Raw genomic sequence first — 22,923 nt, 5'->3', positions numbered from 1 at the left:
AATCTATATTATGACAAAAATAATACAAATATTACTAAAAAACAATTAATTTGTTGTACTGTTGTAAATTTAATTGAATTATTGCAAAAATAATATTTACTTGAGCAGCTGCTAAAAAGGCCACCATGCCGTTTTATTATCGTTGACCGAAAGTGCAAAAGCAGTAGGAAACATTCGTTTCATTCGTTTTTCAATATCTTGTAAACTTACCTTGCCATCGTTGTTTTCATCTAAAATTTCGTTTCGGGTGTAATCTTTAGCAGGTTTTACATAAAGCGTGTAACAAGCTTCCTCACCAATAGCAGCAGGTTCAAGTACAGCCAAATAAAAATCGGTTAGCGTTTCATATTTACGTTCGTACGATTTGCTCATCAGTTTAAAATAATCTTCAACGTAATCCAACTGTTCAAGGGCGGTCATTTTTTTTAGTGCCTCGGTACTGGTGTTTAACATTCGTGCTTTTTCGGGGGTAAATTGAATTAATCCGACTGCCCCCGTTCCTTGCGTATTGACTACGGCAGGGTCAAATTTTGATTCGGAGTACATAACTGCCATCAGCCACTCGGGTGGTATTTTAAGGCGGCTGGCAATTTTTTTAACTTTTTTGGTAAATGAGTCAATATCGGGTATAACTGATGCCGCCTGCTTTGACAGGTAAAACCCATTGCCATTGCTGTTAATGCCACGGTCGCGGGTGCTAGGACTTAGACCCTTAGAAGCCGAAACAACGACGACATTGGTTGCAATGAGCAGGCCCATAACTATACCGACACTTTTAATATTTACCGGAATGGATACATTTTTAAATAAAGTGGGTAACATGGGAATGTTAATTTTAAGATGATAATAAAATGTCTTTGTTCGAAATAAAATATTTGCTTCATTCCTATTTAATCATGTTGTAGCTTGCACTTTAAAAAAGGTATAAAAGAGCATGACTTACTAGTTTAGTAATTGAAAAACTACTACACTCTAAATAGATATTAGGCAGCTATACAACAAAATAAAACATTGCCAAAATTGATGCAAATGGCAAGCATAAGAATATCAGTGCTGTATTATAAAATCCGGAAGCAAAAAAGAAACAAAGGCCTTCCCAGACATCAGAAAAACTAAATTCATTGCAAAAATACTACTAATTATAGTATTTAGCAAATTTTTTTAGTTATTTTTATCAATTAGTAAAAAATATTTTTTATCATGATAACAACTATTAAAATATGTTTACTTCTAAATTTCCGGAAATAGATTTAAAACTAAATTGATATTGCCAAGATTTCACCCTCTAAACTAAAAAACATAGCTTACAAATTAATTCGTAAGCTATGTTTCTTCAAAATTGAATTCCTACAATTTTGGGGCTTAATGGACAAAAATGATGCTAAAATCGTCTGGAAAGCTTAATATTATTAGCTTTGAGGACAATCAAAGGTTATGAATAAAAAAAGTGCTTTTACTGCGGTAGTTCTGTTACCAAGAAAAATGGGTTAGTAAAAGGTAAACAGCGATATAAATGTGCCTGCTGTAATAAACAATTTTTAGGTGGGCAACGCATCAATAACGAGCAAATATGGGAAGAATACAAAAGTGGTAAACAGACCTATTTGCAGTTAGCTCACAAGTATAATTGTTCTGTTAAAACGATTCAAAGGCGGTTAGACAAGATTAAAATAGTGGCTACGGAAAAAACAGGTAGAGTAGTCGTTGTATTAATGGACACCACCTATTGGGAGCGGGTTTTGGCGTAATGCTTTTAAAGATGCCTACACCAAAGAAAACCTTTTGAAATATTATGAAGACAGAGACAAATGCGCTGTATATAGAAGGAATTAAGGAGTTAAAAAGGCGAGGTTTTACTATTTCGGCTATTGTTTTTGACGGAAGAAAAGGCTTAATTGCGTCGTTTAAGGGTATTCCTGTTCAAATGTGCCAGTTTCATCAAGCAGCAATAATTCGAAGATATTTGACCCGTAAGCCAAAGCTAAAAGCTGCACAAGAGCTGATGGATGTTGTAGATTTGATGAAGCAAACAGACAAAGAAAGCTTTGTCGGAGCATTAGGGCTATGGCTTGAAAAATGGAAAGTGTTTCTAAACGAGAGAACTGTAAATCCGACTACAAACAAATCGTTTTATACGCATAAAAGGCTTAGAAGTGCTTATCGTAGTTTGAAGAATAATTTACCTTGGTTGTTTACTTGGCACGATAACAGGGAACTTCAAATACCTAACACAACCAATGCTATTGATGGACATTTCGCAGATTTAAAAACAAATTAAGAAACCATAATGGCCTATCAATGAAACGGAAAATGAAATTTATAGATGGGTTTTTAAAGGTATAAGGGCTTTCTGAAAATATCAAAGGCTTACAATATACAGTAAGCCTTTGATAAGACATTTTCGTCAAGCATCTGTTTTATCCCTGACAAGTTGCTCCCCAGCAGAGCTTGTTTCCGTTTTTACAGACATGCAAAGAAATAAAATATTCAAGAATAATGTAAAAAAGTGAATAAAAAAACAGCATTAAAAATGTCCACTTGAACCAAGCGTCTAAAAAATAGCATTAAAAATGTCCATTACTCCAATTTTGGCGATCGTATGCAAAGCATACAAATCAAAAAAACCTCTACCCTACCCTAGTCTATTTTTTTTTCAATAGATTTGGATGGGCTGAGGTTTTTTAAAATGGCAAGCGTAAATAAACTGCAATCAAGCAAGGAATAGCGGACTTATATGCTTAACACATTTTTCTTTGACCATGTCCCTGCTTTAAGCTAACTACAAGTTTAAATTGTTTGGTGCAGTTTAGTCCCAATCACCACCGGCAAGACCGCAGGCAGTTTCAGCTGCATTAATTTCGGTATCGGTAAAATCGTCTTCGCAATAATCAACTTTAACGTTATTTATGGTGCAATGGTGGCATTTGCCTTTTAAGCAACCCGCTGAAACAATGCTAATAAAAGCAACGAATACTAAAACAAGAAAATTGTTTTTCATTGGAATTAATTATTTATGCGTTATTAAATAATACTATTAAAATAATTTTTTACGTCAAACAGCAGTTTTACAGGCATTCATAAACGGCAGCAATACCTTGCCCCCCACCAATACAAGCAGTAACAATGCCATGTTTACCTCCTGTTCTTTTTAAATCGTTAAGTAACTGAACGGTAAGTTTTGCTCCGGTGCAGCCAAGTGGGTGCCCTAAAGCAATAGCTCCACCATTAATATTGACTTTGTCGGGGTTAAGATTAGCTTCGCGTATAACGGCAACTGCTTGTGCGGCAAAGGCTTCGTTTAGTTCAATCAAGTCAATATCGTCTATTTTTTTATTGGCCATTTTTAAGGCTTTGGGTATAGCGGCGCAGGGTCCAATACCCATAATACGTGGTTCTACCCCCACAGTTACGCAGCTAAGCATACGCCCCATCGGTTGCAAGCCCAACTCGTTAAGTAATCTTTCGCTTACCACCAAAGCAAAGGCAGCCCCATCGCTGGTTTGCGATGAGTTGCCTGCAGTTACAGAGCCTTTGGCTGCAAAAGCGGGTTTTAGTTTTGCCAATCCGGATATATTTGTGTCGCGTCTTACCCCGTCATCAACAGCAACTTTGTAGGTTCGTTCGGCGCGTTTACCCTTTTCGTTTACATACACTTCTTTTACATCAACGGGGCAAATTCCCGATTCGAAATAACCATTGTCTATGGCGTTTGCGGCTTTGCGATGGCTGTGGTAAGCAAATTCATCTTGAGCTTCGCGGCTTACGCCAAACTCGTTCGATACAGCTTCGGCAGTTAAGCCCATGCCTATATAATAATCGGGGTGGGTTTTGGCTACCTCATAATTAAGGGCAGTTTTCCATCCAACGGTAGGCACTAATGACATTGACTCGGTGCCCCCGGCAATAATACAATCGGCCATACCTGCTTTTATTTTGGCGGTGGCTATGGCAATGGCTTCAACGCCACTTCCGCAGTAACGGTTAATGGTAACACCGGCGGTTGTTTTTGGAAGGGAGCGCACTGCTATCATGCGGGCTATTTGAAGTCCTTGCTCGGCTTCTGGAACCGCGTTGCCTACAATTAAGTCTTCAACGCGGGTGGGGTCAAGTTGCGGCACCTGTGCCAACAAATATTCAATTACTGAAACAGCCAAATCGTCGGGGCGAGTAAATTTAAAACCACCTCGATTGGCTTTTGTAACGGCAGTGCGGTATCCGGATAAAATATAAGCATCCATATCTGTGCAAAATTACTAATTCTAATTAAAGTTTATATTTTTATTATCAATAAGCCAAGAAATTACACTTAACTTTATTCTTTTACGTATCCGGTAATTAAAAACTCGGTACGGCGATTTTGTTGATGTTGTTCTTCGGCACATTGCGTACCATCTTTACAGCCATTGACCAATTGCGTTTCGCCATAGCCTTTTCCGGATATATTTTTTTTTGGCACCCCACTTGCAATAATATAATCAATAGCCGATTTAGCGCGTTTTTCCGAAAGGTCAAGGTTGTAAGCGTTGTCGCCCCGCGAGTCGGTATGCGAGCCTAACTGTACCCGCAAAGTAGGGTTGGCTAACATAAAACTAACGATTTTATTTAGCTCGACTTTGGCCTCGGGACGCAAGTCAAATTTGTCTAAATCGTAATAAATATGGTTAATTTCGGGGAGTTCAAAGCCCGGATAATTGTTTGTCTGCCCGATATAATTTTTATGGGCGATTTAAAATCGCCTGTTATTGGGTCGGCTTCGGGTGCTAAGGACAGTGCAATATCAACGGTTGTGGGTTTTGTTTTACTCATTTCGTAGCGAGACAAAGAACGCACACCGGTTAAGTAGCCGGTAGAACTTGCAAAAATAGTATAATCATCGGCACAATCAATGCCAAGTGTATAGGTGCCGTTGCTATTTGTATTGGTAGTTTTTGTACTGCCGTTGGTATAGCTTACTATTTTAATATTTGCGTTGGCAATAGCTGCGCCAGTTTTTAGGTCGGTAATTTGCCCTCTTACTTCGCATTTCGTTTGATTGGCGGTAAAGGCATAAATATCGTCGTCGCCTTTTCCACCTGCCCGGTTCGAGGTAAAAAAACCGCGCCCGCCTCCGGAAGCTACTATCATAGCAAAATCATCGGCATTGGTGTTAATGGGTGCGTGTAAGTTTTCGGGCTGCCCCCAGTTATTTTTATCAGTTGGCAGCGCTTTAAATAGGTCGTATCCACCTAATCCAGGCCATTCGTCTGAGGCAAAATAGAGTGTATTGTCGGCAGCAATGAACGGGAACATTTCGTTGCCCATGGTATTAATTTCGGGGCCTAAATTGCGTGGGGTGCCCCAGTTGCCATTACGGCTTCGCTCGGTTAGCCAAATGTCGGTTCCGCCCTGCCCGTTTGGCATATTCGATACAAAAAACAGGCGTTGCCCATCGGCACTAAGACTTGGATGACCACAGGAGTAATCATCGCTGTTAAACGGCATTGGTGCTACAATAGTACTTCCATCTGGGGCATTGGTAATTTCTATAATTTCAAGTTGTGTGGTAGCTCCTTTTGTGGCAAGCTTTCGGTTGCGGGTCAAATAGGCCGTTTTAAAATCTTTCGAAAAACTTACTGCCCCATCGTGTAATTTACTGTTTACTTTCACGCCTTCAAACGCAAATTCTACAGGCATACCCATAAGCAAGGCATTCGAGCCTGTTTGTTCGGCATACATAAGGTCTAAAAAGGGTTGTTCGCGGCGGTTGTACTCTTTTGTAGTGCGGTTTTCTTCAGTGGAATATACGATTCCGTTGCGGTAATATGCTGGGGCAAAATCGGCGCGTGCCGAGTTGATGCTAATATTGTCTATTTTATATATACCGGGGTCTTCTAAAAAGTATTGGCCTTTTTGCAGGCTTCTATTTGGTTGGCTGCTTTCCCTGTGCCTTTGTCGTACAACTGAAAAACCATTTTTGCCTCTTCATATTTTTTTAAGGATTTAAGCACCTGGCCGTAGTGGTATAGGGTTTCAGGATTTTGTTTAACTGTAGGAATAGCCTGCACATACCATTTTTCGGCTTCGGCGGGTTGACGCATTAAATAATGACATTCAGCTAATTTTACTTTAGTTGCGGCATCATCTGTTGTTTCAAGGTATTCAGTATATAAGCGCGCAGCTTTGGGGTAAGCACCCTTATCAAACTGTTTGTCGGCGTTTTTAAGTATCCCACTTTGCGCCGATGTGGACATGGTTACCGCCCCTACACAAATAGCTAAACAAAAGAATAAAATTCGCATGATATTTTGCATATATATTTAAACTAAACAGCTTAGATTAACCTATCTTTTTTGCTTAATCTTGTTTTGGTTGAATTAAAATGGCAGTAGTAATTTTGCCTCCAGTAAATAAAAACCAACTTAAAACAAATCCAAATGAAAGCACAAAATTAGTACAAATATGTTAGGTTTGGTGGTATAAATATTTGGGAAACTAAAAAGTTATAGCCACATCAAATATTCCTTGATTTAAATAAACAATTTTGCCATCAGGATTACTGTTATAATCCCATAACTGGGCTGTAAATTGCCCTTTAAGTCGCTCAAGTTTTTGGCCATAATTAGTAATTTTTAAAAACGAATAGCGCAAATAATATTGATTTTGACCAATTTGCATAAAAAACTGCGTTGCCGGATTGTTTAAGAACTGCGGCAAGTCTTCGTATTCAAACACGCCACCGCTTTTATTATCCGGAAAAGAAAACTGCAAAATAGCATTTTCATTGTTATACATTCCCATTACGGTTACAGTAGTAGCTTGTAATGTGTCGTTATATCCGGCCTGTGATTTTATAGGGTTAAAATTGCCGAACGATATAATTTTATTATCAAATGCGCCGCCTATCATCAAAAACTCAATTTTATTTTGTGCAATTAGTGCGGCGGTATCTATGTTTTGCGGGGTTGGTTCATTTTTTTTGCAGCTAACAAAAAATAAGGAAGCAAAACCCAATAATAGGCCAAACAAAAGCGCTAATTTTGATAATGGCATTAAGTTTTTTTTTATCATACATTTATAATGTTTTTAATTCAATTGCAGTGAAATGATTGTATTTTATAATGTCGGACAAAATTAGCCCTAATTGCTTTAAAATTGTTAAATTTGCTGCTTGCTTACAAGTTGTTCTTGTTTTTTTATTTTACCACTTAACCTAATTTGCTGTGCTTAATACTGGCAACTTAACTATCAAAGCCACACCCATTAAACAAGGCTTAGTGGTGCTTTTAAGTGTAACAACTATCATGCTCATTAGTTGGCTGCTTAACCCAAATTTACAAACACAATGGTTAATAGCTTTAAGTGGTTTGGGTTTTTACAGTACTATGAATGCCGTAATCTTCTTTTTTGTGCGCCAAAAGCGAGGGCGTTATTTGATTTTATCTATTGCTGGCTTTTTAATAAACGTTTTTTTATTAATTGGGCTTGCCCGGTTGCTTAGTCCGCTTGCGCCTAAAGAACTGCGCCTTTATGCCATGATTTTGTTGATTACGGTACTTTTTTATTTTATGATATTAATGTTGTCAACAATAGCAAAAAAAATTAGTGATTTGGTAGGAATTGAGCCTTAGCGCAAAACACCTATTTTTATCTCTCAACTTTGTAGCTGCTTATTTTGTTGTAATTCTGTTCTTTCCGGATATATTTTTAAGTTTCAGTTTTTAATTTGCCGGCATCCCAACATTTTTCTAACCACCCAAACAACAATAATTAATACAATTTAATATAAACAACAATAAAATGGAACCACCTAAAAAGAATCAAATAAATATTGAGCTAACCGAAGATATGGCCGATGGTGTTTATGCAAATTTAGCCATCATTAGCCATTCTAATTCCGAATTTGTGCTCGATTTTGTTAAAATTATGCCCGGATTACCTAAAGCTAAAGTAAAATCGAGGATTTTGGTTACCCCTCTTAATGCCAAACGTTTGCTGCGTGCTTTAACCGACAATATTTTAAAATACGAGGCGCAATATGGCGTTATTGACGACAACCCAAAGAACAACGACTTTCCGCCAATTCATTTTGGCGGCCCACCTTCACAGGCGTAACTAAACAGAGATACCAATATAACAACCACCCACTTTTCCGGATAAATCAAATATCCGTAGGTTTTATTATGCAAACCCTGCTCAAAAATAATCGCTTTATTTATGCGATTTTTTAATGCCATTTTCTTCTTCGCGCAGCACATATTGTACTGTATCAAGGCTTTGCTGTTGTAATAAAATTTGCCGGTTTTGGGTAAACTGTGTAATGCTTTCGGCATTATAATGTCTAATTGTTAATATTTCGAGCCCTGTTTGCATTTCTACGTTATATAAAGTGTTTAACTCGGTCAACAAATCCGGAAGTTTATGCGACACGTGGTCTATACATGCCAAAAAATGAGTAGCGCCATTTTGCGTTAAATTGCATTTTACTTCGTAACGTGCAAAAATTTGATAAATTTCGCTAAGATAATGTTCGGCAATAAACGAAAAATCGCGGGTAAACAGCGTTAGTTGTATTTGGTTTGGGTGGTAAACTATTATAGGCGGCAGTTGAGCCTGGTTTTGGGTATGTATAAGGGTGCCGGCCTCGGTAGGCTGTAAAAACGAGCGCACATACAACGGAATTTTTTTGTTTTGTAGCGGTTTTATCGTTTTGGGGTGTATAACTTTTGCCCCATAAAAGGTCATTTCCAACGGCTTCGCGGTACGACAGGTTGTTAATTTTAACGGCAGTTGGCACTATGCGTGGGTCGCCCGAGTAAATACCGGCTACATCTTTCCAAACGGCCATATATTGCGCATCTAAGGCATTGGCAAAAATTGCCGCCGTATAGTCCGAGCCTTCGCGGCCAAGCGTAGTTGTCAAATGTTCGGGGGTTCCGCCAATAAAACCTTGGGTTACTGCCCACTTAACACCCTTATTGTCTAGGTTTGTAATTTGCTGCACAATGGCCTGGCAAGTTGGCTGCCATTGCACATTTCCCTCGCGGTAATGATTGTCGGTTAAAATGCAATCGCGGGCATCGAGCCATTGATTGGGCAAGCCGCAATGGTTAAGCCAGGCGCTAAGCAGCACCGAGGCTGCAATTTCGCCCACCGAGACGATAGAGTCGTAAATAAAATCGGTATTGCCGCGCGGAGGCTTGTTTAACTGGTTTTGCAAATCGACAAAAATTTGTGCCAACTGATCAGTTGCGGTATTTGTGGCACCAAATAAATTTTGCGCTGTAATTAAATGTTTAGCAGCAATTGCATTCAACAAATTGTTATGGGTGTCATTTTGTTGCAAATAGGCTTTAACAACAGCCTCTAACTCGTTGGTAGTTTTACCCATCGCCGAAACTACCACTACTAACAACTCGTCGGTATAGTTTTGCAATATCCGGCCAATATTTTTTATAGAATTAGCATCGTTAATAGATGCACCGCCAAATTTAAAAACTATCATAATCAAATTTAGCGACAAAATTAGGTTTAAAATTCCGGATGTTTGCTTACACAGATTGTTTATACCTAATTCTTTTAACATATTTGCCCTAATAGAATAACTATCTTCTAAGATCTAATTATTTTTACTTTGTATTTCTTTATTTGTTTTAAGCAAATGCTTATCTTGCATCGTGTTTACTAAGCAGTATTTGCTACTTGTTTTGCCAAACCTCATAATTTTTATTAATACATCCAGCACCATGAACAATACAGTACCACCCAAACCACCCGCTTATGTTTACGGCGCGTATTTATTTTTATTTATTGCCTTACTGATTGTTTTTTTGGTCGAAGCCCGCAATATTTTGCTTCCGGTTACTTTATCCGGATTATTTGCTTCGCTGTTGCTGCCTTTCTGCAAAAGGTTAGAAAAAATTGGTTTATCGGTTACTTTATCGGCGTTAATAGCGGTATTTGTTCTGGTTTTTATGTTTTTATTAGTATTTGGCGTCATAGGTGTACAAGCTACGGCACTTGCAGGCCGATTACCTACAATTCAAACCTCCTTAGAAATTAAAATAAATAGTTTGCTCGACTACATACAGGCGCAAACCGATTTAAGTAAATCGGAGCAGCTATTATGGCTGCGGCAGCGCGGGCAGGCAATAGGCGAAAAAGCGGGCAGTTTGGCCTTAAACTTTTTTTCGGCAACAGGCTCGGTAATGGCCATAGTAGGGCTAATTCCAGTGATGGTATTTTTTATGCTCCTTATGCGAAAACGAATAGCACAATTTATACGGCAATTAGGGCATCAGCATAAAATTGCCATTACCGATATAGTTGATGATATTATAGCCATGACAAACCAATATTTAAAAGGTATTTTAACAGTCATGTTAATTGTTGCCCTACTTAATACTACCGGATTTTTTTTGCTTGGCCTGCCGTATGCCCTGCTTATTGGTTTAATTGCCGCCATGCTCAATATAATTCCATATATTGGCGTACTAATTGGCAGCTTGTTGCCCATAACCATTGCCTTGGTTACCCGCGACAGTATTTGGATAGCCGTTGGCGCTTTGGGTGTATGTGTGCTGGTTCAGTTTTTAGATAATAATTTTATTACCCCAAAAGTTACAGGCTCAAGTGTTAGTATTAACCCACTTGCCGCCATTATTGCCCTGTTGGTAGGTGCTTCAATTTGGGGGGTTGTGGGCATGATTTTATCTATACCAGGATGTGGCGTATTAAAAATTATCTTCGATAAAATACCCTCTTTACATGCTTACGGAATTTTATTGGGCGATGACGAACCTAAAAATTATAACAGCCGCCAACCAGAAAACAATGCCTCAACCCCCAACACCACCGATACTATTAGTTTAAGCCAACAAACAAACCAACTATGGCAAAAACTAACTGATTATTTTCACAAACGCCCTAATGAAGATAAAGATACGAACGAAATGAAATAAATAACATATTATAATGCAATATTATCCGGATTCTCCGGATTTTTTTATCCGGAGAATAGTTTTAACTTTTTTTATACACTTCGTTGATGGGTAATTTTGTATCTTTGCGGTTTGTTTTATCAATATTCTATTTATTTTTTATAACTAAATTAATTTATTAGTATGCTAAACATGCGCAAATTACCTTTAATTGGGGTATTGTGTTTAACCATATTTGCATTACTGCTAACCAGCTGTAATAACATGGGTGCTGATGCCAACCACGACGGCTTAGTCGTTAAAGGAACAGGTAAAGGGCTGGCACCTAAAACAAAAATGTACTTAATTGAAGTATTAGGCCAAAAAATTGTAACCCTCGATACCGTTGAAGTAAAAGATAATGGCCAGTTTACCTTATTAGGAAAATTAGCCAACACAAAATCTTTATGTCAGCTTCGAATAGGCGGCGGAAACACCAATATTTTATTTATTGCCGACAACACCTCAAAAGTTAATATTGATTTTGACATTAAAACCTTGGCAACCGGCGAATACACCATAACCGGCTCGCCCGAATCGGTGCAGCTTCAAGCCCTATTAAAGGAAGTACAAACGGCTGGCTCGGCTCAACCCGAATATTACAAAAATTATATAGATACCACTAAAAGTGCTTTATTGGCATTTATGGCCTGCCAATTTATTCAAATTGAAAACGATTTTGATGCTTTTAAAAAAGCTGGCGAAAAGCTAACCCAACAACTGCCAGACCACCCGCTAACGCAAAATTTTAATGCCAGTGTAGAACAAGCTGCCAGCGCGCAAAACGTATCTATAGGTAAACCTGCCCCCGAAATAAATTTTGCAAGCCCTAAAGGAAAAGAGATTGCCCTATCAAGTTTAAAAGGCAAAGTTGTTTTAATTGACTTTTGGGCATCTTGGTGTGGCCCCTGCCGCAAAGAAAACCCTACTGTTGTAGCAGCTTATAAAAAATACAATAAAAAAGGATTTGAAATTTACAGCGTATCGCTCGATAAAGACAAAGCAAAGTGGGAAGACGCAATAGCCAAAGATAATTTGATTTGGCCCAGCCATGTTAGCGATTTAGCCGGATGGCAGTCGGCACCAGCCGCTTTATATGGCGTTCGCTCTATCCCGGCTACTTTTTTACTCGACAAAGAAGGCAATATTATAGCTCGCAATTTGCGCGGCCCAGCCCTCGAACAAAAATTAGCCGAATTATTAGGGGCCTAATTAATTTGCCGTATAAAAGCCCATAGCAAACAATAGCACAAAACAAAAATCCCCCGCGTTTAAAACACGGGGGATTTTTGTTTATTTATTTGCGTAAGAGTTGCTTAAAACTTGGTTCATTTAACACCTTAAGTATTTTAAAATAAAAATGCCTACCTAACGGCATGATAATCGATTACCCCCCTAACAAAATCATATAACATTAGTTTTTAGTTTGAAAAAAATATTCAAGTTTGACCTCAAAAAGAGCTGCAATAGATTGGTATATGAGGTTCATTGACACAGAAGAAATAGTTTGAAAAACAAATTTAATAGAGCCCCAAAGTTTAATAACGAGCCACACCCATCAAATTCCAAACTTTGTTTTTGGCAATAGCGTTATTGGTTAGCCAAGTAAAAGTAGTGGATTTTCCTTTCCTGTCTGTTATGACACATTGCAAGAGATTGACCCTACTACCGAGAATGTGTCTATAATAGTTATTTTTTTGTCCTAAAAAACAGTAGCTTTGCCTTATCTTTTCTTAACGATAACAGAGAGCATAGATTTTTATAGTTATTTCTTGAATTTCAAATGCGATTTTTACAACGATGGCAGTTATTAGTACCTGTTTTTTGCCTGCATGGTTTGTACGTGCTGCTATTTTTTTCCGGATGTAAAAAACCCCCACCCGATTATCTGGCTTGGGAGACGTTACCACAACCCACCACCCAAAATCTCACTTCGGTATGGTTTTTAAATAAAGATACTGGTTTTGTAGCAGGAGGTAATACTTATACGCTGGGCGAAATTTACAAAACTACCAACGGGGGCAAAAATTGGCAATTAGCGCATACAACCAGTAAAATTATTTTTGACCTACAATTTTTAAACGACAGTATTGGGTACGCCGTTGGTTACGACAATATGCTTTTGCGCAGTTCAAACGGGGGGAACACTTGGCAAGCAGTAAACATTAACAACCCTTCAATTGAATGGCTGCCCTTGCGCAGTATTTATATGTTGCACGACTCGTTAGGCTTTGCAGTAGGCGGCCATTATACCAAAGGTATTATTTATCGCCTAACACAACAGGGCAACAAGGCTACCGCCACCACCTTTGAACAAGGACTTTTATCAATACATTTTATATCGCCAACTGAGGGCGTAGCTTTAGGCTACGGGGCAGCTTTTACTACTGCCAATGCCGGCCTTAGTTGGCAACCTGCTACGGCTACCAACGATTATTTTGTGGATTTAACCACGCAACCCAATACTACCAATTTATTTGCTTGTAGCTATTTTGGCTCGGTAGCTACCAGCACCGACAAGGGCCAAACATGGCAAACACTGCGCTGCGGCGGCGGCTACCTAACCCACCGCGACCATTTGGGAGGCATTGTTTTTAACCCCTTAAATGCCCAACAACTTTATATAGGCAGCGAAAACAAATTGTTGGTTAGCACCAACGCCGGACGTAGTTTTAGCAAGCTTCCGCTTGAGCCTTCGCCAAACAACTGGCAGGCCCTTAGTGCAACAGCCAACTGCGTTTATGCCGTAGGCAGTAATGGTGGAGTGGTGCGTATTAGCTGGTAACTGGCAAGCTGGACGTTTATACTTAACCATCAAACAAACAAAGAAACAAATAATTGGTTAATTAAAAACTTGATACCTTTAGCACGTATATTTGCCCGCTAAACAATAATAAAAAAGTAAGCAAACTAAGTAAGGCTTCAAACTTGCATCCGGAAACCAAATTTTACACGCTATCTTTTTCTTTTTGTAGTTAATTGCTATGTATTTAAGTCAAATTACGCTTACAAATTTTAAAAATTACGAGTCGGTGCAAGTAAATTTGCATCCCAAGCTAAACATTTTGGTGGGTGCCAACGGCATGGGTAAAACTAATTTTTTAGATGCTGTCTATTATTTGTGTATGGGCAAAAGCTATTTTTCGAGTTTTGACCAGCACCTCGTCCGGCACGAAACAGATTTTTTCCGGATAGAAGGGCATTTTATTCGGCATCAACAACCCGAGCAGATTATTGCAACCTACTCGGCAATCCGCAAAAAAGAGGTATCGCGCAATGGGTTGCCTTATACCCGATTAGCAGAGCATGTGGGATTTTTACCCTTAGTGGTTATTGCCCCCGACGATATTGCAGTAGTAAAAGAGGGAAGCGAAGAAAGAAGACGATTGCTTAATCAGGTTTTTTCGCAAATAAGCCCGGCGCACCTACAAGCATTAATGCGATACGAAAAAATTTTAGCCCAACGCAATGCTTTGCTCAAACAGTCGGGCAGCCTCAAACCTAACGATTATGCCTTACTAAACACCTACGATGCCCAATTAATGCCGATTGGCACAGCTATCTACGAATTTCGAAAGAATTACGTGCAAAAATTGCAGCCCTTAATACAGCACCATTACCAAACATTGAGCAATGATGCAGAAACGGTGCAATGCCATTACCAGTCGGCATTACACCAAACCTCTTTAGATGTTATTTTGGCCCAAAACCGCACCCGCGATATTCAATGGCAGCGCACCACCGAGGGCATACACCGAGACGATTTGCTTTTTACCCTAAACAACAAAGACTACGCCTTAAAAAAATACGGCTCGCAAGGGCAGCAAAAATCGTTTTTAGTAGCCGTAAAATTGGCCGTTTATGATTTGCTGTGCGCCGAATTACACCTAAAGCCGCTATTACTACTCGACGATATTTTTGACAAATTAGACCCAAAACGCTCCGAACAACTATTAAAAATAGCGGTAAGCAGCGCGTTTGGGCAGGTTTTTATTACCGACACGCAACACCAGCGTTTACAAGCATTAATTAAAACCTTGTCGCTCGATGGTTTGTTGCTTAGCGTTGAGCAAGGAAAAATTGTTAAATTGTAATAGGAACAAATAGGCAAAAATGCTCAATAATAAATCCGGAAAAAGCCTTAATTAATTTTGTTGCTGCTTTCATTTATGGCAATTATCTATCCGCAGCAGTTAAGCAAAACAAGTACACGCACGTTGCACATTTAATTAACCCAAAATTTGTAAATTAAGGTTATTATAAAGGAAGCTGACTTCTATAAAGTTATCTGCCGCCCCTGTTGCTGCTACTGCCTAATAAATACCTAAAAAGGGTAATGCCACCAACCATAAAAATAATACCTAAAAAAAATGGTGCTAACGAATACCATTGCGTGTTGTTTTGTAATTTTACCACACCCATAAACACCAAACACGAAAAAATAAGTAATAAAATGCCAAATCCGGTTAAAATGGCGGCAAAGGCTTTAGCAAGGTTCATGTAATTTAAATTTTTATACTATTTAGTACTTAGTTGATTCTAATTGAGAAAAAATTCGAGGGCAAAAATAAGACATTTTTTTAATTAAATTAATCAAATATAGCCATCTGTCACTTGTTAAAATACTGCGGGTTTAGGTTTAATATGCAGAAGCCATACGAGTTATATAAAATGCAATTTTACAGTTATTTTAAAAATAAATATAATTATAGGTGAAAAAGCTTTTTTGTGTTTATTAATAAAACAAGTTACTTTTGTATTTTATCGCAATATAAATTTCCAAAACTAACATATATAAATAAATTTTTTATGAAAAGGCCTACTTTCTTCCATTTATTCATTGCGCCAGCCGTGTGTTTACTACTAATTGGCATGGGCGGCACCACATTCAATTTATATGCCCAATGTGGCTATTTGGTAGCGGTTAATAATAGCGGCGACTATATAACCGTTGCCAACCACGATTTAAGCACCAATAATTTTGACGACCAGTTAGTAAACTCAAGCAACGCCACTGCCTATATTGCCGACTTTGGCGGAAACTACGACGACGACCGCGTCTATTTTTGGAACGAAGAACTATCAGAACTACAATACATTAATATTGACGACCAAACAGGCGAGCCAATATCAACACCTATTAGCACTACCTGCACAACCTCAACCGATTGCGGCTTTATGCTTTGCACCAATAGCGATGTGTACGATGTACAAGGCATGGCCTACAACCCCAACGACAGTTTGTTATATATAATAGGCTACCCTTATTTCCAAATTCATGCCGTATCGCCGGTAACGGGCTGCATTATTCACAGTATTAAATTAAATTTATTTGGCATAACTCAAAATATAACCGATGGCGACCTTGCCTTTAATGCCGCAGGCGACCTCTATTGGGTTACTGCTGCCAGTATTTACGACTGCGAATTATACAATAACGGAGGCTTCTTTCAGGTTGATACCACCAACGGAAGTTTAACTTTATTAACTGAAACTACTTTTTTAGCCACCGGATTACAGTTTATTGATAGCCGCGTTGTGGTTTCGACAGCTAACTATGAATGCCCCGACTATGCCGACGGGTTTATACATACCTTTGACCTTGACGTAAACGATTGGATAAAGCCCACCGTTTTGGTTGAACAAAATATTGGCGACTTAGGCGGTATGATAAATGTATGCTGCACAAATTTATATGGCACCGCCGATAACACCGTAAATATTTGCGAAGGCGACCTCGCCACACTAAGCCCAAACCCACCAATACCCACCTATCAAGAAATTACCTACCTCTTAGGTATTTTAGTAGGCGAAAATTTTGTATTAGACTGGAGCGAGGGAGACGACCCAACAATACCCATTGCCTACCAAACAGGAGGCTGTGCAGTAACCCAATATGTTTACAGACCCCGTGTTAGATGTACCAATGAGTTAGGCGAAAACTACGACCTTAACTTGGGCGATATTACGGTAAATGTTTATCCGGATTTAGAAGTGCAAGAACCCAATAACTGCAGCACCCGCATAAAATCGCAATGCCCTAACGCCATTGTTAAATACGATAAAAATTTAGATGGCTTTTACGAAAGCATTTTCCCGCCAAAAGCAATTCCGGATAGTACAATTACTTACGGCTACAAAATTTATTTACCCGGCGGGCAAATTCAACTATGCAGTGAAGAAACCGGCATCGCAACCGCTACTTGTAACTGCGATGAGGTTCAAATTAACTATATCCCCGATACGCAAGGCGGCGACCCCGGAAACCCCTTTACCCTAAACAAAGGATTTATTGATGTAATTGGCGGCGCCGAACCCTACAAATTTCAATGGAACAACACTGGTTTTGTAAAATGGACATTTTTTGGCAGCGACGGTTCAACAAACGGTAAGCCCGAATTTAGCATTATTTACAGCAAAACAGCAACCTGGAGTGTTACCATAACCGACGCCGTTGGTTGCGAAGTGGTAATTAGCAACCAAGATATTGACGGCGGTATTACTATTTTCGACATTGAATCGTACAATATTTATGACGACAACTGCACCACCAAAAAAATATTCGAAGGCGGCGTAGTAGTAACCTTAAATGATGGCGGCACAGCTCCCTATACTTTTAATTGGACAGGCCCCGGCACTTGGACAGATGGCCCGCTATCGGTTTCAACACTAAGTAATACCCACGGTATTTCTAAAGTTCCTTCCGGATGGTATTACGTTTATATTACCGACTCCTCCATACCTACCAAATCTACCGAAGAGTGGTACTATGTTAAATGCCTAACCGGCGACCGCCAAAAAACAAGCTTCGAGCAGGGCAACGCCTTTGAATTATACAACGACCCCGGCAACCAACAACTACTTGTTGCCTTTAGCGCCCCTAACGAAGTTCAAGCCAATATTACCCTGTTTAACGCCAACGGCAATACTGTTGCCCAGTTGTACAACGGCCTTTTAACCCCCGAATCCCAAACCATAACCTGGCAAACCAACAACCTGCCAAAAGGCTTGTACCTTGCCGAAATGCGCACCGCCAACGGCGACCGCTTTGTTAAAAAGTTTGTACTACAATAAATAACAAATTGATTACGATGTTGTAGTTACGAATATTTTCTTCTACATCATTAGTAAGTAAAAACACCTCCGGATAATGCGTTTAGGCTGGCTTAATTCCTGCATTATCCGGAGGCTTTTTTTCAAAAAAGGGCAAAAACTGCTTAGGCTACTCCCTATTATAGCAAGCCATTCCCAACTCCAACGCAAGTACCACCTCAAGAAGAACCAATAGATTTATCGTTTTACCGGTGTATATTTACTTGTTATTTCCTTTATTGCATTTATATCGGCTTCGGCTTTGGCAATGTCTTTTTCTTTCCACTCGATTTGGGTATTCTTAGTGTTTTTGTAGCGCACCGGCGGAACGGCATCTATACGGTCGCACTCAAAACAAACCGACAAATGTGCTATTGGTTGCCCTTGTTGATTATACCATACCAAGCCATGACGCGGAATAAAACATTTGCTTAGCCCCATAGCTACCAAATCTGAGCTTTGGCTAATAACGCGGCAAATTGCTGTTGCGTCAGTTTGTTCTATGAGACCCACTTCGGTAGCCTTGGCATTTAATATACCGTTTACTATGATGGCCGATTCGGGTCTTCGGGTTTCGTTTTCTTCCGGATAATTTTCATTGAAAGTGTATAAACGCACAAGGACCGGCTCGGCTATGTAGGGCCATAAAGCGGTTGAGCTTGTTTGCGTCCGGAAAAAATTGTTGCCACAACTCAAACCCAAAAAAGTTGTAAATATGGCAAAGAACAGGCATAAAATTTGAAGTAAAAATCTCATAATATAGTAATTTTTAAAAACTTGTTCAAACAAGCGCGAAAACAAATTTGTATCATTTTAAAATTTTACCTGAAACATGAGCCGAACTATTTGATGGGTTTTTTGTGCCGCCAACAGCAACGGAAGTCCATCAGTACTAAGCAGGGGGTCTAAAAAGTTGCGCTGTGGAGCATTGTCGTATAAAATCCGGTATTGAACATCTAACGAAGCCTGTTTATTGCTCCAATCAGCTAATTTAATAGTAAGGTTTGCTAACAGATCGAGGCGGTAATCTATGGCCTTACTTGTAAAACCATGGCTGTTTACGGTGCTGTACCACTCCCAAGGCATAGGCATTTTAATGAAAGGGCGTATTTTAAAAGACCATTTATCTGTAGGTTTAACATCTATAGTGGGGCGCATTTCCCAACGCAGTTTCAATGTAGCGTCATAAGATTGGGTAAATTGCTGTTTGCCTAAAATAGTATAGAGCGTGTCGGTTGCTGTTATTTTTTCGGCTTCAATAATTAATCCGGATAATAATGCTAACCGGAATTTATTGTACTTTTTGCGCAATGCCACCTTAGCTTGCTGATGGGCACGATAGAGCAGTTCGGCATCATCACTATTGGGGTTTGTTTGCCTAAAATTGGCACATTGGCCGTCAATGCAAATTCGCACACTATCAGAGTCAGGTTGTGGGCGTGCTAAGTTTGTTTTAAGTAATCGTTTCATTTCAGACTTGCCGGTGGCAGTCAACTTTTTCGACCACAAGGCTACAATAAATCCACCCCCTAATTCATAGCGTTGGTCAATACCTAAAAACTCATCCGAAAAGCGGGTCATAACCATATAATTTTCAAGAAAAAGACTATCGCCTGTGGGCAGGCTATGGTCAAAAGTTATGAACACATTCGATACGTTTTCGCTAAAAACACCGTTATTAATAACTAACCCCATGTCGGTAGCAAATTCAAATTTATCGGGGTAGTAGCCTCGGCTAACTGCAATACCTCCATTAATTTTGTAAAGTGAGGTGGCACCGGTTTTATCGCCGGCAAAGCCAAATTGGGTAATACCATTAAATTTTTTTTCTTTTTGCTCTTGTTCTTTCAAATATTTTATCAGTGCTTTTGTTTCAGGAACCGCTTTTTGAGCTAAGGAAGTGGTTGTACTGTCGGTAGGGCCAGGGTCAAAAATTAGGCCATCTATATCGCCAATTTCCTGGGCATTAGCAGTAGTAATACCCAGTAAAAAAAGCAATAGTACGAAGGCAAAGCCTAAGCGATTCCGGACAAATTGCCTAAAAATAAAATAAACCCAATTATTTATCAGTTTTGTTTGGGGGTTGTTGCTGCAAAACCCGCGGGGTGTAAAACAGATATTGTTTTGCATAGGCTATATTAGGAATTTCTTTTGCCAAAATAACTGTTTGACTGTTAATGTATTTTTATTATATGACTGCCGTTTTCACGAGCAAAAATTTTTATTCTATTGGTTTAAAACTGTTAAGCGCACAAAATAAAGCCTTTTTCGCAACATAAGTAACAAAAAATATTTGTTTGACACCCAAATATAAAATATACGTGGGCAGCGTATTAGCAATGAAGTTTAACAATTGAGCAAATAAGCGCGCCAAACAAGAAGGCAAACAAAACACCAATCACCTTATACGAAAGACAGCATCGTCAAATAATATTGCGTAAGTTGTTTTGCCAAACGCAAAGATAATCATTTTTTATAACATGATTAATTTTAACGCAACTTATTAAAAATGTTACTAACTTGCCGTCTCTTAAACTATTCTCTTAAATCTATGTAATTAATTTCTATGAAAGGTATAGTTTTTTCTCAATTTTATTTGTTGTATTGTTGCAACCAGTTTTCGCCCAAGGCAAATAGGGCACTAACTATTTTTTGGGCGGTAAAAAACGGTAATTTTCAGAACGGCTGCCATTAGAGGCAATTTTATGAATCTTTACTATAAAAAATATTCGATATGAAAACAAAAATAATATTTTTAGCTTTAGTTGCTTCGTTTTTAACCTTCAACCTGTATTGCCAAATGACAAAATTTAAAAACAATAGGAATGAACAAAAGGAATATCCCAAAGCGCTCGTAAATTACGATGATTTTAAAAATCTTGTGAACGAGGTTGAAAAACATAGAAAAGAACGATTAATTAGCTTAGACACATTTTTGGAAATGAGTACAGAAGATAGTGTTATTATTTTAGATACTCGTTCTGACTTTCGTTTTTATAGAAAGCATCTAAAAGGATCGCTGCATTTAAGTTTTACCGATTTCACACAAGAAAACCTTCGGAAACTAATTCCGGATACCAACACCAAAATATTAATTTATTGTAACAATAATTTTGACGGCGACCAAATTGATTTTGCTTCAAAAATAGCACTTCCGGAAGCTGATAAAGAAACTCAAATATTATCAAACAGAAAACCAATTATGCTAGCATTAAATATTCCAACCTATATTAACCTCTATGGATATGGTTATAGAAATATATACGAATTAGACGAATTGGTTAATATTAACGATAAGAGAATAAAATTTGAAGGAACAGAAGTAAAATAGTAGCTGCTACCAATTGCCACCGTCAAGGTCGCTACGATATTTCATCCTTTTTAAAATTGTCGATTAGTGTACCGTTTTGAATTCTGTTCCATATTTTCTAACCACAAAAATCATAAAAGGTTTTGACTTTGTCTATTATACCAAATCCGTTCATGCTTTTCGAAGCAAGTGGTAAAAAAAAGCGCAAAATCAACTTGACTTTGCGCTTTTTTGCTCTTAGTATATTACATTTTGTGGGTCAAAATTTGCCCAAGTTGTTGTCCAGTCTTCGGTGTCAAATGCGCCGCGATAATTTGCTGCTTCAAAGCCGCTGGGCAAAGTTGCTGCGTTTTTTAAGAGTGGCGAACCTAAAAGGGGCAATAGCTTAGGCGCATTGAGGGTGTTGTAAGAACCGTCTAATTGCAATTCAGATAAACCAAGCACTTGGTTATTGTTTTCAGTGGCATAAAACCGGATGCTGTCGGCACTCAAAATTGGTTTTGTCATACCACTCAACACTAAACCTTTTAAACTAATGGCATTGTTAATAAAATTGTCTTGGCTAGCAGTACCATTTAACTCTAAGCCAGCTTTGGGGTATTCACCTACCCAAACCGAATTGTAGAGGCTAAGTGCCGAGTTACGGCGAATAAGTGCGCCGTTGTTGTATTTGGCATTTACACTACCTGGCGCAACAAATAGGCTCATATTGGCAAAGTGCGCATTGGTTTGAGGAGTGGCGGCAGTACCGCTACCGTCGTTGTCGCTCTCAAAGCCATTAGAAGATGAGCAAGTGCATTGATCGGCAATATTAGGATCGCGAAGCGATAGTCCAAATTGCACATTGCCACTATAACCATTGTCGGTATCAAAATCGTCGTCTAAGCCGCGAAAGGCAATTAAGTGTTTGGCATTAACTGTTCCTCCGAACCATTCGAACGAGTCATCGCCCGAATATGATACCTGCACATACTCAATAGTTGTACCGCGTCCTACACCACCGAGGGTCAAGCCGTTAATTTCCTTATCGGGTTCAAAAGCAACACCTGCAAATTCGATTCGCACGTATTTCAAAACGCCCGAGTTGTCGTTGTCGTCTGTGCCACCAAAGGTTGAAAGATTTTCGCCTTCGATGGTAGCCGGAGATTTGTTTACACCTGCTTTGCCCAGCAAAATTAGCCCACCCCAATCGCCATAGCCGCGTGCGCCTTTTGGCTGATTTGACGTAAACACGATAGGCTTTTGAGGCGTGCCTTCGGCCATAATTTTGGCACCGGGCAAAATTATAAGCGACCCTTTGGTGTCTTTATCGCCTTTAATAATAGTGCCCGCTTCGATGTTTAAGGTGCTACCTGCGGCAACATACACAAAACCTTTGAGCAAATACTTTTTATCGGCTTTCCAAGTGGTGGTGCTCGAAAGTGTGCCGCTAACATCAACTACTTCGAGCGAGTCGGCGGGCAGTTCTTTATCACCGTCATCAACTTTTTCGCAAGCTGTGTTAAACAACAATAGGCATAGCATCGCCATTCCCATAAGGGATAAAACATTCTTTTTGATCATTAT

The 22,923-nt window shown here is 39.0% G+C and carries 21 protein-coding genes and 1 pseudogene; 9 read left to right on the top strand and 13 right to left on the bottom strand.

The genetic code is table 11. The features are described 5' to 3' along the window. Nucleotides 1-111 precede the first annotated feature (111 nt). Nucleotides 112-822, bottom strand: a complete 711-nt coding sequence (locus IPI59_07905) for a transglycosylase SLT domain-containing protein (protein ID MBK7527458.1) — start codon at nucleotides 820-822, stop codon at nucleotides 112-114. 731 nt (nucleotides 823-1,553) lie between these two features. On the opposite strand from IPI59_07905, the pseudogene IPI59_07900 reads away from it, so the two are divergent. Further along, nucleotides 1,554-2,343 (top strand): annotated as a pseudogene (locus IPI59_07900) (hypothetical protein). A 463-nt stretch (nucleotides 2,344-2,806) separates the two neighbouring features. Here IPI59_07900 and IPI59_07895 read toward each other — a convergent pair. The 6 genes from IPI59_07895 to IPI59_07870 form a co-directional block, all read right to left on the bottom strand. Then, on the bottom strand, nucleotides 2,807-2,998 hold the full coding sequence (locus IPI59_07895; protein MBK7527457.1) for a hypothetical protein: 192 nt from the start codon (nucleotides 2,996-2,998) through the stop codon (nucleotides 2,807-2,809). A 67-nt stretch (nucleotides 2,999-3,065) separates the two neighbouring features. Continuing rightward, nucleotides 3,066-4,238 carry an acetyl-CoA C-acyltransferase gene (locus tag IPI59_07890; protein ID MBK7527456.1) on the bottom strand — a complete coding sequence of 391 codons (1,173 nt, stop codon included), beginning with the start codon at nucleotides 4,236-4,238 and terminating at the stop codon, nucleotides 3,066-3,068. A 74-nt stretch (nucleotides 4,239-4,312) separates the two neighbouring features. Next, on the bottom strand, nucleotides 4,313-4,726 hold the full coding sequence (locus IPI59_07885; protein ID MBK7527455.1) for an OmpA family protein: 414 nt from the start codon (nucleotides 4,724-4,726) through the stop codon (nucleotides 4,313-4,315). After that, nucleotides 4,642-5,715: a carboxypeptidase regulatory-like domain-containing protein gene (locus IPI59_07880; GenBank protein MBK7527454.1), complete on the bottom strand. Its 1,074-nt coding sequence runs from the start codon at nucleotides 5,713-5,715 to the stop codon at nucleotides 4,642-4,644. The genes IPI59_07885 and IPI59_07880 overlap by 85 nt, the downstream gene beginning before the upstream one ends. 155 nt (nucleotides 5,716-5,870) lie before the next feature. Continuing rightward, nucleotides 5,871-6,290 carry a hypothetical protein gene (locus IPI59_07875; protein ID MBK7527453.1) on the bottom strand — a complete coding sequence of 140 codons (420 nt, stop codon included), beginning with the start codon at nucleotides 6,288-6,290 and terminating at the stop codon, nucleotides 5,871-5,873. A gap of 181 nt (nucleotides 6,291-6,471) precedes the next feature. Further along, complete coding sequence (locus IPI59_07870) at nucleotides 6,472-7,047, bottom strand: hypothetical protein (GenBank protein MBK7527452.1); 576 nt, start codon at nucleotides 7,045-7,047, stop codon at nucleotides 6,472-6,474. 152 nt (nucleotides 7,048-7,199) lie between these two features. On the opposite strand from IPI59_07870, the gene IPI59_07865 reads away from it, so the two are divergent. Both IPI59_07865 and IPI59_07860 read left to right on the top strand, forming a co-directional pair. Further along, the gene (locus IPI59_07865; GenBank protein MBK7527451.1) at nucleotides 7,200-7,607 is read left to right on the top strand and encodes a hypothetical protein; all 408 of its coding nucleotides are present in this window, start codon (nucleotides 7,200-7,202) and stop codon (nucleotides 7,605-7,607) included. A 169-nt stretch (nucleotides 7,608-7,776) separates the two neighbouring features. After that, nucleotides 7,777-8,091, top strand: coding sequence for a DUF3467 domain-containing protein (locus IPI59_07860; GenBank protein ID MBK7527450.1), 315 nt, complete (start codon nucleotides 7,777-7,779; stop codon nucleotides 8,089-8,091). Nucleotides 8,092-8,187: 96 nt separating this feature from the next. Here the strand turns inward: IPI59_07860 and IPI59_07855 are convergent, their stop codons facing one another. Then, nucleotides 8,188-8,424, bottom strand: coding sequence for a hypothetical protein (locus tag IPI59_07855; protein ID MBK7527449.1), 237 nt, complete (start codon nucleotides 8,422-8,424; stop codon nucleotides 8,188-8,190). A gap of 70 nt (nucleotides 8,425-8,494) precedes the next feature. Continuing rightward, a complete protein-coding gene (locus IPI59_07850) occupies nucleotides 8,495-9,481 on the bottom strand; it encodes a hypothetical protein (GenBank protein MBK7527448.1) in 987 nt (328 codons plus the stop codon). Nucleotides 9,482-9,722: 241 nt separating this feature from the next. Here IPI59_07850 and IPI59_07845 point away from each other — a divergent pair, with 241 nt between their 5' ends. The 4 genes from IPI59_07845 to IPI59_07830 all read left to right on the top strand — a co-directional run bounded on the left by IPI59_07845 (nucleotide 9,723) and on the right by IPI59_07830 (nucleotide 15,049). Next, on the top strand, nucleotides 9,723-10,937 hold the full coding sequence (locus IPI59_07845) for an AI-2E family transporter (protein MBK7527447.1): 1,215 nt from the start codon (nucleotides 9,723-9,725) through the stop codon (nucleotides 10,935-10,937). A 171-nt stretch (nucleotides 10,938-11,108) separates the two neighbouring features. Then, nucleotides 11,109-12,167, top strand: a complete 1,059-nt coding sequence (locus tag IPI59_07840) for an AhpC/TSA family protein (protein ID MBK7527446.1) — start codon at nucleotides 11,109-11,111, stop codon at nucleotides 12,165-12,167. A gap of 571 nt (nucleotides 12,168-12,738) precedes the next feature. Then, on the top strand, nucleotides 12,739-13,740 hold the full coding sequence (locus tag IPI59_07835; protein MBK7527445.1) for a hypothetical protein: 1,002 nt from the start codon (nucleotides 12,739-12,741) through the stop codon (nucleotides 13,738-13,740). Nucleotides 13,741-13,939: 199 nt separating this feature from the next. Then, the gene (locus IPI59_07830) at nucleotides 13,940-15,049 is read left to right on the top strand and encodes a DNA replication/repair protein RecF (GenBank protein ID MBK7527444.1); all 1,110 of its coding nucleotides are present in this window, start codon (nucleotides 13,940-13,942) and stop codon (nucleotides 15,047-15,049) included. Nucleotides 15,050-15,239: 190 nt separating this feature from the next. Here IPI59_07830 and IPI59_07825 read toward each other — a convergent pair whose 3' ends face one another. Then, nucleotides 15,240-15,455, bottom strand: coding sequence for a hypothetical protein (locus IPI59_07825; protein ID MBK7527443.1), 216 nt, complete (start codon nucleotides 15,453-15,455; stop codon nucleotides 15,240-15,242). 309 nt (nucleotides 15,456-15,764) lie between these two features. On the opposite strand from IPI59_07825, the gene IPI59_07820 reads away from it, so the two are divergent. Continuing rightward, nucleotides 15,765-18,029 carry a T9SS type A sorting domain-containing protein gene (locus IPI59_07820; protein MBK7527442.1) on the top strand — a complete coding sequence of 755 codons (2,265 nt, stop codon included), beginning with the start codon at nucleotides 15,765-15,767 and terminating at the stop codon, nucleotides 18,027-18,029. Nucleotides 18,030-18,245: 216 nt separating this feature from the next. Here IPI59_07820 and IPI59_07815 read toward each other — a convergent pair whose 3' ends face one another. Together IPI59_07815 and IPI59_07810 are read right to left on the bottom strand one after the other, a co-directional pair. Then, the gene (locus IPI59_07815; protein MBK7527441.1) at nucleotides 18,246-18,803 is read right to left on the bottom strand and encodes a hypothetical protein; all 558 of its coding nucleotides are present in this window, start codon (nucleotides 18,801-18,803) and stop codon (nucleotides 18,246-18,248) included. 57 nt (nucleotides 18,804-18,860) lie between these two features. Beyond that, nucleotides 18,861-20,177: a hypothetical protein gene (locus IPI59_07810; protein MBK7527440.1), complete on the bottom strand. Its 1,317-nt coding sequence runs from the start codon at nucleotides 20,175-20,177 to the stop codon at nucleotides 18,861-18,863. 604 nt (nucleotides 20,178-20,781) lie between these two features. Here IPI59_07810 and IPI59_07805 point away from each other — a divergent pair. Next, nucleotides 20,782-21,378, top strand: a complete 597-nt coding sequence (locus IPI59_07805) for a rhodanese-like domain-containing protein (protein ID MBK7527439.1) — start codon at nucleotides 20,782-20,784, stop codon at nucleotides 21,376-21,378. A 216-nt stretch (nucleotides 21,379-21,594) separates the two neighbouring features. On the opposite strand, the gene IPI59_07800 is transcribed toward IPI59_07805, so the two are convergent. Then, nucleotides 21,595-22,893 carry a T9SS C-terminal target domain-containing protein gene (locus IPI59_07800; protein ID MBK7527438.1) on the bottom strand — a complete coding sequence of 433 codons (1,299 nt, stop codon included), beginning with the start codon at nucleotides 22,891-22,893 and terminating at the stop codon, nucleotides 21,595-21,597. Nucleotides 22,894-22,923: the final 30 nt, after the last annotated feature.

The sequence above is a fragment of the Sphingobacteriales bacterium genome, from assembly GCA_016706405.1.
Lineage (GTDB): Bacteria > Bacteroidota > Bacteroidia > Chitinophagales > UBA2359 > BJ6.
The sequence above is the reverse complement of the archived record's forward strand: the minus strand, read 5'-3'. Positions and strand labels throughout refer to the sequence as shown.

Excerpts from the sequence above, each read along its gene's own strand:
- IPI59_07905 (MBK7527458.1), bottom strand. The coding sequence starts at position 822 with ATGTTACCCACTTTATTTAAAAATGTATCCATTCCGGTAAATATTAAA.
- IPI59_07895 (MBK7527457.1), bottom strand. The coding sequence starts at position 2,998 with ATGAAAAACAATTTTCTTGTTTTAGTATTCGTTGCTTTTATTAGCATT.
- IPI59_07890 (MBK7527456.1), bottom strand. The coding sequence starts at position 4,238 with ATGGATGCTTATATTTTATCCGGATACCGCACTGCCGTTACAAAAGCC.
- IPI59_07880 (MBK7527454.1), bottom strand. The coding sequence starts at position 5,715 with ATGTATGCCGAACAAACAGGCTCGAATGCCTTGCTTATGGGTATGCCT.
- IPI59_07875 (MBK7527453.1), bottom strand. The coding sequence starts at position 6,290 with ATGCAAAATATCATGCGAATTTTATTCTTTTGTTTAGCTATTTGTGTA.
- IPI59_07870 (MBK7527452.1), bottom strand. The coding sequence starts at position 7,047 with ATGATAAAAAAAAACTTAATGCCATTATCAAAATTAGCGCTTTTGTTT.
- IPI59_07860 (MBK7527450.1), top strand. The coding sequence starts at position 7,777 with ATGGAACCACCTAAAAAGAATCAAATAAATATTGAGCTAACCGAAGAT.
- IPI59_07850 (MBK7527448.1), bottom strand. The coding sequence starts at position 9,481 with ATGATAGTTTTTAAATTTGGCGGTGCATCTATTAACGATGCTAATTCT.
- IPI59_07845 (MBK7527447.1), top strand. The coding sequence starts at position 9,723 with ATGAACAATACAGTACCACCCAAACCACCCGCTTATGTTTACGGCGCG.
- IPI59_07840 (MBK7527446.1), top strand. The coding sequence starts at position 11,109 with ATGCGCAAATTACCTTTAATTGGGGTATTGTGTTTAACCATATTTGCA.
- IPI59_07835 (MBK7527445.1), top strand. The coding sequence starts at position 12,739 with ATGCGATTTTTACAACGATGGCAGTTATTAGTACCTGTTTTTTGCCTG.
- IPI59_07830 (MBK7527444.1), top strand. The coding sequence starts at position 13,940 with ATGTATTTAAGTCAAATTACGCTTACAAATTTTAAAAATTACGAGTCG.
- IPI59_07825 (MBK7527443.1), bottom strand. The coding sequence starts at position 15,455 with ATGAACCTTGCTAAAGCCTTTGCCGCCATTTTAACCGGATTTGGCATT.
- IPI59_07820 (MBK7527442.1), top strand. The coding sequence starts at position 15,765 with ATGAAAAGGCCTACTTTCTTCCATTTATTCATTGCGCCAGCCGTGTGT.
- IPI59_07815 (MBK7527441.1), bottom strand. The coding sequence starts at position 18,803 with ATGAGATTTTTACTTCAAATTTTATGCCTGTTCTTTGCCATATTTACA.
- IPI59_07810 (MBK7527440.1), bottom strand. The coding sequence starts at position 20,177 with ATGCAAAACAATATCTGTTTTACACCCCGCGGGTTTTGCAGCAACAAC.
- IPI59_07805 (MBK7527439.1), top strand. The coding sequence starts at position 20,782 with ATGAAAACAAAAATAATATTTTTAGCTTTAGTTGCTTCGTTTTTAACC.
- IPI59_07800 (MBK7527438.1), bottom strand. The coding sequence starts at position 22,893 with ATGGGAATGGCGATGCTATGCCTATTGTTGTTTAACACAGCTTGCGAA.